We start from the raw sequence: 8,225 nt of genomic DNA, 5'->3' as shown, positions 1-8,225 counted from the left end.
ACAGGCCGTTGCCGTCGCAGTGTCTGCCCGGCGGGGCGGAGCGCACGAATGCGGCCGACAGGGCCTTGTGAGGATGGCGGCCCTTCGGCTTGGTTTTCCGGGCTGGAGCGGTCGTATTCTTTACGTCAATCATTACCACATAATACTCGGGATCGAGTTGGAAATCAAGGGACGTCACGGGCAAGAGAAACGGGGGTCAGAATAGACTTAAACCAATGAAATAAAACAATTTAGTGTATACACCGGGACGTCTTGGGATACCGTTGGATTCTTTATAGATGTATCCCCTGCGAGAGCAACGCTCAAACGCGTTTGTCACGTAGACTCACCTGGGCTCCGACCGTCCCATCCGCCGCTGCGGGACCCGGGACCGAACGACCCAGATCGGTGGAACCGCCCACCAGACTGAATTTCTCCCCGTAGCGTGTGGGTGGTCCTCCGGAGTTCCACCCATGTGCAAATAGTCATCGCTCCGCTTCCGGACAGGCTTCTTATGGCGTCATGACTCGTTCCGGTTCCAGTCCGGAATCTGACTCGTTCCCGTCACGAAATCGAGACTGTCCCTTGTTATCTGTTCGAAACCCAAGATCGAGACTGTCCCTTGTTATCCGCAGTCCGGAATCGAGACTGTCCCCTTGTTGTCCTGGTTCCAGTCCGGTTCCAGTCCGGAATCGAGACTGTCCCTTTGTTCGAGTCCCCTTTGTTGTCCCGCGTATCCCGGAATCGAGACTGTCCCTTGTTATCCGGGGGGAGAGATCGCTTACTTCTCAGACTCGGGGCCGACGTCGGGGCGGTCGTCGTTTACAAATCCGTCCCGGTTGGGCATCCGGACGCCGGGGAGCGTCCGCCGGTTCATCTCTTCGTTCTCGGCCACGATTTCGTTCAGATGTAGAACGTACGCCACGACGGCATAGACTTGGTCGTCGGTCAGGATGCCCGGATTGTGGAAAGGCATGGTGCGGTTCACGTAGTCCCACAGCGTCGTCGCGTAAGGCCAATAGCTGCCGACCGTCTTCAAGGGCTTGGCGGTCGCGAGGCTTCCTTGCCCGCCCACCAGCGCCGACGACTCCCCGCCCTGGCCCGTGGTGCCGTGGCATTCCGAGCACCGGCGGGCATAGACTTCCTTGCCCTCGGCGGCGGTGCCGCTGCCGTCAGGAAGCCCCGTTCCGTCCGGAAATATCGTAATGCTCAGGGCCTTGACCTCGTCCGCCGTCGGTGTGCGCCCGACCTTGTACGTCGGCGACTGGGCGGCGCCGGCGCTCACCAACAGACCGGCCAGGACGAACACCGGCCAGAATCCTCTGCCGCGATCAGACATGGGTCACACTCCCGTCGGCGGCGATCTTCCAGGACTTGATGCCGTTGTTGTGGTAGTCGGAGTTCGGGCCTCGCACCTCCATCAGAGCTTCCACGGTCGGTTGGACGTAACCCGTCTCGTCCGTAGCCCGGGAAAGGATCACCGCCGGTGTGCCGTCCCAGGTCCAGGGCAGACGAAAGCGGGTGAATGCGATCCGGAGACGCGGTTCCTGCAAGGCTGCGTCGGTCCACGTCGCTCCGTTGTCGGTGGAAACCTCCACCCGCTCGATCAATCCCCGGCCCGACCAGGCCAGCCCGGTAATCTCGACGTTTCCCTGTCCCGCCAACTTCTGCCCTCCGGAGGGGCGGGTGATCACCGATTTGGCCTCCATCGTAAGGCTGAACTGCCGGGCCTTGCCGTTGGCCAGAACGTCGGTGTACTTCGACGTCTCTTCCCGTCCCATGGCAGGCTGGTCCGCCAACATCAGCCGCCGGACCCATTTGACGTTGATGTTCCCCTCGTGACCGGGCACCACCAGACGCAGCGGGTAACCCTGCTCCGGACGGATCGCCTCTCCGTTCTGCCCGTAGGCGAGGATCACGTCGTCGCGGCACTTGTCGAGCGGCAGGCTGCGGTGCATCTTGCAGGCGTCGGCTCCTTCCGCGATGAGCCAGATGGCTTCGGGCTTCACGCCGACCTCATCCAACAGGACCGACAGCAGAACTCCCGTCCACTCGCTGCAGCTCGCCATGCCGTGGCTGATCTGTGCGGTGGAGCCCTTCTTCGGTTTCCATTCGCCGCGGCTGTTGCCGGAACACTCGATGAAATGGATCCGCGACACCGACGGCAAGGTCTTCAACTCGTCCATGGTGAGAATCAACGGACGTTCCACCAGGCCGTGAATCAACAGGAGGTGTTCGGCGGGATCGATCAGGGGAACTCCCGCGTGATGGCGTTCGAAGTGCAGCGAGGAGGGCGTGATGATCCCGTGCGAGTCCTGGAGCGGCGTCCGCGTGGAGCCGGCTTCAGGGTATTTCGAAAGCGATCCCTTCCGGATGGACTTTTCGAACGGCGAGCGCTCGCCATACTCATCCGGCGGCTTGCCGGTGCGTTTCACCCCGCCCCCGGCGGGTGTGTCCGCCGAGTCCGAACACGCCAAAAGAGCGCCGCCGACCGCCGCGCCGATACTCAGAAATTTTCGCCGGCTGGCTTCACCGGAGCCTCTGCCAGGTTTCTCGTTGCCCACGACACCCTCCTCCCGGATCCCTCAAATCGGGGTCATCGTCTCCGAATCGGGTGAAAGTGCAGATTCCACCGGCTGCGCGGGCCACTCGAGCCGCGCCGGAGCCTCAACCCAGTCCGGAGACTCGCAGCACCATGACCCGATTTTCTTTCTCGTCCGTCACGTAGACGAAGCGGCCGTCGGGTGAAACCTGTATGTCGATGGGTTTCTTCCCGACTTCGACGGTCCGCACCTTGTTCAGCTCGGGACTCAATATGGATATCGTACGGCTCCCGCTCTCCACCACGAAGACGTAGCCCTGGTCGTTCACGGTCAGGGAGAAGGGTTGCTCGCCCACCCGAACCCGGCGTGTCTCCTCGATGTCGAGCAGGTCCACCACCGAAAGGTCGTTGGTCCCGCTGTTGGCCACCAGCAGGCGTTCGCCGTCGGGTGTCAGGACGATGCCGTCGGGACCGATCCCGACTGGGATCTCCTTGATCACGCGTCCTTCGTTGGCGTCGATCACATAGAGGTCGTTGGAGCCGGCACAAGGAATGTACAACTGCTCGCCCAGGGGAGAGATGGCGGCCACCAGCGGGCGCACGCCCACTTCCACCGACTTGGTGACCCGGTGGGAAGCCGTATCGATGAAGTCGACCCGTCCGATGCGGCCCCGGCCGTAATTGGCCACGTAGATCGTGTGCCCCCGGGGAGACACCACCACGTCCGTGGGCATCCCGCCCACCTTGATGTCATCGGTGATCCGGTAGGTCCTTCCGTCCACCACTTTCACAAGACCCGACTGGAAGTTGGTGACGTAGATCCGGTCGCCGCTGGGAGAAATGGCGATTCCCAGCGGTTTGAAGCCGGCGTAGAAGGTCCTTTCCTCCCGGTTGGTGACGGTGTTCACGATGGAGACCTCGTCCGAGGCGAAGTTGGTCACGAAGAGGTAACGCCCGTCTTCGCCCAGGACGGAGAAGTTGGGCGCCTTGCCGACTTTGACCTTCTTGACCTGACTCACCTGAACCGACGAGGCGGCCAGAAACGGCAGGCAAGCGGCGATGACCCAAAGTCCGATGGTCTTCCTGATTTCGTTCATGATTCCCCCACGATCGATTTAGAGACCGTACCGGTTTTCCCGCGTCGTTGCCGGCAGGCTCGAACCGTATTCTTCATCAAAAGCGCGATGGTCAAGGGGCCGACGCCTCCCGGCACCGGCGTCACCGCCGCGGCCCATCCCGGCGCGGCCTGGGGGTGGACGTCGCCCACCAGCACCGAGCCCCTCTTGTCGAACGCCGCCAGTTTGCGCGAACCATCGCCGAAAAGGCGAATGACCTCGTCCCGGTCCCGGAGCAGGTTGACTCCCACGTCAATGACGACGGCGCCCTTCTTGATGTAGTCCCGCGTAAGCAGAGCCGGCCGGCCCACCGCGGCGACCAGAATATCGGCGCGGCGGCAGACCTGGGGCAGGTCCCGGGTCCGGGAATGGCAGACGGTGACCGTGGCATGTTCCTGGAGCAGCAGAAAAAACATGGGCTTGCCCACGATATTGCTCCTTCCCACCACCACCGCCTCGGCCCCCCGGAGGGGGATCCCCTCGCGGAACAGCAACTCCATGATTCCCTGCGGCGTACAGGGCACCAGGCCCGGATTTCCGGAGCAGAGTCTCCCCGTATTCACCGGGTGGAACCCGTCCACGTCCTTGTCCGGCCGAACCGCCATCAGCGTGCGCTCGGTGTCGATGTGGGAGGGCAGGGGCATCTGCACCAGGATGGCGTCGATCCGGTCCGTTTCGTTGAGCCTTTGGACGACCGCCAGCAACTCTTCGGTGGTGGTCTCCGCCGGGAACTCCACCGCTTTCGAATGCATTCCCAACTCCCGGCAGGCCCGGGTCTTGCTGGCCACGTAGAAGCGCGAGGCCGGATTGTCCCCCACCAGGACCGTGGCCAGACCCGGAACCACGCCGCCCGACGTCAGCGTCCGGATCTCCTGCGACAGTTCACTCTTGATCCGGGCGGCGACCTTCTTGCCGTCCAGCAGACGGGTCTCCATGAATTCCCTCGGTAGATGAATCATACCAATTGAAAGGGCCGCGTCTCCATCCCGGGACAAGGAGCCGCTCATCGCAGAAGAATGCGGGTCAAGGGAACAGCCGGTGGAGCATCCTGGGAAAGGGAATGGTCTCCCGGACATGGGGAATCCCGCAGATCCAGGAGAGGACCCGTTCGATTCCCAGGCCGAACCCGGAGTGGGGCACGCTGCCGTATTTCCGCAAATCCAGGTACCAGGAGAGTGGTTCCACGGGGAGGTCGTGCTCCCGCACCCTTTCCATCAGGAGGTCGTAGTCGTGGATCCGCTGGCTTCCCCCGATGATCTCCCCGTATCCTTCCGGCGCCAGCATGTCCATGCAGAGCGCCAAGTCGGGGTTCTCCGGATCCGGTTCCATGTAGAAACCCTTGACGGCGGCGGGATAGCGGTGAACCATGACCGGCCGGTCGAACCGGGAGGAGACGATGGTCTCGTCGGTTCCCCCCAGGTCCGCTCCCCGGGGCGTCTCGCTGCCCTCCTGCTCCAGCAGATCGAAGGCTTCGGCGTAGGTGAGCCTGGGAAACGGAGGTGTCACCTTCTTCAGCGGTCCCGTGTCGCGGCCCAGGATCGACAGTTCCTCCTCGCCTTCCCTCAGGGCTTCGGCCACCAGGTAGGAGACGAACTCCTCGGCCAGGACCATGATGTCGTCCAGATCGGCGTAGGCCACTTCCGGCTCCACCATCCAGAACTCCATCAGGTGCCGGCGGGTCTTGGACTTCTCGGCGCGGAAGGTGGGGCCGAAGCAGTAGACCTTGCCGAAGGACATGCAGGAGGCCTCGCTGTACAGTTGCCCGCTCTGGCTCAGGTAGGCCGGGGTGTCGAAGTACTTCACCGGAAAGAGATTCGTCGTCCCTTCGCACGCGACGGGAGTCAGGATCGGCGTGTCCACCAGCACGAATCCACGCTCGTCGAAGAAGTCGCGGGCGGCCTTGATCAACTGATGCCGTATCCGCAGGATCGCGTGCTGCCGGGACGACCTCAGCCAGAGATGCCGGTGGTCCATGAGGAAGGAGGTCCCGTGCTCCTTGGGCGTGATGGGATAGCTTTGCGCGATCTGCACCACCTCCATCCCGCTGGCGTCCAGCTCGTAGCCGCCGGGCGCCCGCTTGTCCCGCCGGACCGTACCGGTAATCTGCAGGGAGGATTCCTGGGTCAGAGCCTCGGCGGCCTCGAAGACTTCGCGGGCCACATTTCCCTTGAACAGGACCGACTGAATCACGCCGGTACCGTCCCGGACCAGAAGGAACCACAATCGTCCCTTGTGGGTCTTGTTGTAGAGCCAGCCCTTGATGCTGACCTCGCGGCCCACGTGGGACGGAACGTCTCGAATATAGACCTGGGTCAGCATGAAACCCGCCCTGCAGCAGCCACCTGCGCCTCGACCAAAGCCTGAATATAGGGGAACTCGGGAATCGTCTTCAAGGCGGCGGAGACCCGCTCCAGGGTGCCCGGAATGTAGGCTCCGTACGCCTCTCTCCCCAGTGCGCCAGCCTGGTACCCGAAGGTGCCCAACGCCTTCAGAAGTCTCTGAATGGCCGCGAGATGGAACTGGCGCCGGAACTGTCCGGCGTCCACCGCCGGGGCTCCTCCCTGCAGGTAGAAGTCCACGAGTTCCTCGACCTCGCCGGGAGGCAGATCGATGGAATCCAACAGGAGAGACACCAGATCGTACGCCTGGGGTCCGAGGCGGGCGTCCTGGAAGTCGATCATGTAAACCCGTCCCTCCTTCAGCATCAGGTTCCTGACCTGGTAGTCCCGGTGGCAGACAAACCGCTCGGCCTCGGCGAGTTCGCCGCAGAGCGCCAGGCACTCGGATGCGAGCTTCTCCCGCTCGACGCGGACGGAGGAGTAACCTTCCAGGAAGTGCCGCCGGAAGAACTGGAGCTCCCAGGTCAGTTTCTCCAGATCGAACGCCAGTTGCAGAACCGGCCAATCCGGATCCGCCGCCTGGGGCCCCTTCCGCTGGAGGACGATCAGGTGCTGGGCGGCCTGACACAGCAGCCGTTTCCGCTCCCGGGTTCCCGCCCCGCGCAGGCGCCGCTCCAGGGTCATGTCGCCCAGGTCTTCCTGCAGCACCGCGCCCAGGTCTCCGTCAACGGCGTGGATCCGCGGGATCGGCAGACCGATGCGGCGGAGCATCCGATAGACCTGAAGGTAGGTCGACTCAGCCGGGTCGAAAGGTTCCGGGTACAGGGTCAGGATGGCGGTCTCCGAGTCCGGGACCCTGCACCTGAAGTATTCGCGGGTGGAAGCGTCTCCCTTCAGCTTCCGGATTCCCCAGGCTCCGGCGCCCGGAAGCTCCTTCTCCAGAAACCGCTGGATCCCCTCGTCGAAGTGCATGGCTCAGGCTCACTCTACCGTAGCGGGGTGGCCCTCTACGGAACCGTCTCCTTGCCCGGCCGGGGTCCTTCCAGCGGCCAGGTCCAGTAATCCGGATGGGTCTCGCCGGTGGGCCGAAGCGGCGCCGGGAAGGGGGGTGTCACCACGACGTTGGACAGCCGGGTCCCCGCGGGAATCTCCACCTCGCCGGCGACGATCGAGTCCCGCAGCCGGCAACGGGAGCCCAGGCGGGCGCCGTCCCAGATCACGCAGCGCTCAAGAGCGGTCCCCTCCGGGACCCGGACGCCGCTCCCCAGAACCACGCTCCGGCAATTCTTCCCGCCGGAATGCTCCGGGAGCTGGTTCAGACCCCTTCGGGCAAGCAGTCCCATCGACTTTTCCAGGTACCGCTCGGGGGTGCTGCACTCGAACCAGTGAGCCCGGCTGACAAATCCAATGACGGGTCCGCGCCGGGCCACCAACGGTTCGTAGATCTGCTTGACCAGGTCGGAGGGGCCCTCCGGAATCAGGTCCAGAACGGCGGCGGAGAGGATCTGGACGCCGGTGAACACGTAGCCGGGCCCGTCCGCCCGTCCCGGCAGATCCTGTCCGAAGGCTCGAATCCGTCCGTCTCCGGCCAGGAAGACGGGCCGGAAGGGATCTTCCGGTTTCCGCGGCACCAGGACCAGGGTCGCCAGCGCGCCGCTCCGGTGGTGGGTGGCCAGAACCGGACCCAGATCCTGTTCGAAATAGATCTTCCCGTTGCAGACCACGAAGGGCTCCGCCCCCCAGAAATCCCGGACCCGCCCCACGGCTCCGGCCGTGCCCAAGATTTCCGTTTCCGGTGAATAGCGAACCTTCGGCGTCACCCCCTCCAGCGCCCCGGTCACCGATCGGCCCAGGTGATGCAGGTTCACCACCACCTCCCCGATCCGCAGGGAATCCAGCAGGTCGAAGGCATGGCGGATCAGGGGACGGTTCAAGAGGGGAACGGCCGGCTTGGCCCGGAGCCAGGTCAGCGGACGCAGGCGGCTGCCCAGCCCGGCCGCGAGAATCATTGCCTTCATTCTGTTTCCGGGGCCCCGAGGCCGTGCTCCCGATACAACCTGGGGTAACTCTCACGAATGAATGACGCCGGGTCCCAACCCATGAGCTCCACCACCGCCCGAATCGATTCCTCCGGGCCTTCGACCTCGGCGAAAAAGCCGATGGGCGTCTCATCCAGCGCGACGGTGACTGTCCCCAACGGGACTGTCACCGATGGGGCGGGTGCCCCGACGGTGACTGTCCCCAAGTCCG

At 63.9% G+C, this 8,225-nt stretch carries 8 protein-coding genes; all 8 read right to left on the bottom strand.

Going from position 1 to position 8,225, the window contains the following annotated elements; translation table 11 throughout:
• Nucleotides 1-760 precede the first annotated feature (760 nt).
• Nucleotides 761-1,318 (bottom strand): cytochrome c, encoded by a 558-nt coding sequence (locus OXT71_14840; protein ID MDE2927669.1) that lies wholly within the window; start codon nt 1,316-1,318, stop codon nt 761-763.
• Entirely contained in the window at nt 1,311-2,543 is a 1,233-nt protein-coding gene (gene soxC, locus OXT71_14835; protein MDE2927668.1) for a sulfite dehydrogenase, read from the bottom strand. The genes OXT71_14840 and soxC overlap by 8 nt, the downstream gene beginning before the upstream one ends.
• 103 nt (nt 2,544-2,646) lie before the next feature.
• Nucleotides 2,647-3,618: a YncE family protein gene (locus OXT71_14830; protein MDE2927667.1), complete on the bottom strand. Its 972-nt coding sequence runs from the start codon at nt 3,616-3,618 to the stop codon at nt 2,647-2,649.
• Entirely contained in the window at nt 3,615-4,571 is a 957-nt protein-coding gene (folD, locus tag OXT71_14825; GenBank protein MDE2927666.1) for a bifunctional methylenetetrahydrofolate dehydrogenase/methenyltetrahydrofolate cyclohydrolase FolD, read from the bottom strand. Before folD ends, OXT71_14830 begins: the two co-directional genes overlap by 4 nt.
• A gap of 88 nt (nt 4,572-4,659) precedes the next feature.
• Nucleotides 4,660-5,955: an asparagine--tRNA ligase gene (gene asnS / locus OXT71_14820; protein MDE2927665.1), complete on the bottom strand. Its 1,296-nt coding sequence runs from the start codon at nt 5,953-5,955 to the stop codon at nt 4,660-4,662.
• A complete protein-coding gene (locus tag OXT71_14815; protein MDE2927664.1) occupies nt 5,949-6,947 on the bottom strand; it encodes a phosphotransferase in 999 nt (332 codons plus the stop codon). The genes asnS and OXT71_14815 overlap by 7 nt, the downstream gene beginning before the upstream one ends.
• A 35-nt stretch (nt 6,948-6,982) precedes the next feature.
• A complete protein-coding gene (locus tag OXT71_14810) occupies nt 6,983-7,993 on the bottom strand; it encodes an NDP-sugar synthase (protein MDE2927663.1) in 1,011 nt (336 codons plus the stop codon).
• Nucleotides 7,990-8,225: hypothetical protein (locus tag OXT71_14805; protein MDE2927662.1), on the bottom strand; the 236-nt coding region annotated here is incomplete at its 5' end. The genes OXT71_14810 and OXT71_14805, both read right to left, overlap by 4 nt.

The sequence above is a fragment of the Acidobacteriota bacterium genome, from assembly GCA_028874215.1.
In the GTDB taxonomy this organism is placed as follows: Bacteria; Acidobacteriota; UBA6911; order RPQK01; family JAJDTT01; genus JAJDTT01.
Note: the sequence above shows the minus strand (reverse complement) of the source record. Positions and strands in the feature narration are given on the sequence as shown.

What these genes read in the sequence shown, in the direction of transcription:
- OXT71_14810 (MDE2927663.1), bottom strand. Translation starts at nt 7,993, where the DNA reads ATGAAGGCAATGATTCTCGCGGCCGGGCTGGGCAGCCGCCTGCGTCCG.
- folD (MDE2927666.1), bottom strand. Translation starts at nt 4,571, where the DNA reads ATGGAGACCCGTCTGCTGGACGGCAAGAAGGTCGCCGCCCGGATCAAG.
- OXT71_14840 (MDE2927669.1), bottom strand. Translation starts at nt 1,318, where the DNA reads ATGTCTGATCGCGGCAGAGGATTCTGGCCGGTGTTCGTCCTGGCCGGT.
- OXT71_14815 (MDE2927664.1), bottom strand. Translation starts at nt 6,947, where the DNA reads ATGCACTTCGACGAGGGGATCCAGCGGTTTCTGGAGAAGGAGCTTCCG.
- asnS (MDE2927665.1), bottom strand. Translation starts at nt 5,955, where the DNA reads ATGCTGACCCAGGTCTATATTCGAGACGTTCCGTCCCACGTGGGCCGC.
- OXT71_14830 (MDE2927667.1), bottom strand. Translation starts at nt 3,618, where the DNA reads ATGAACGAAATCAGGAAGACCATCGGACTTTGGGTCATCGCCGCTTGC.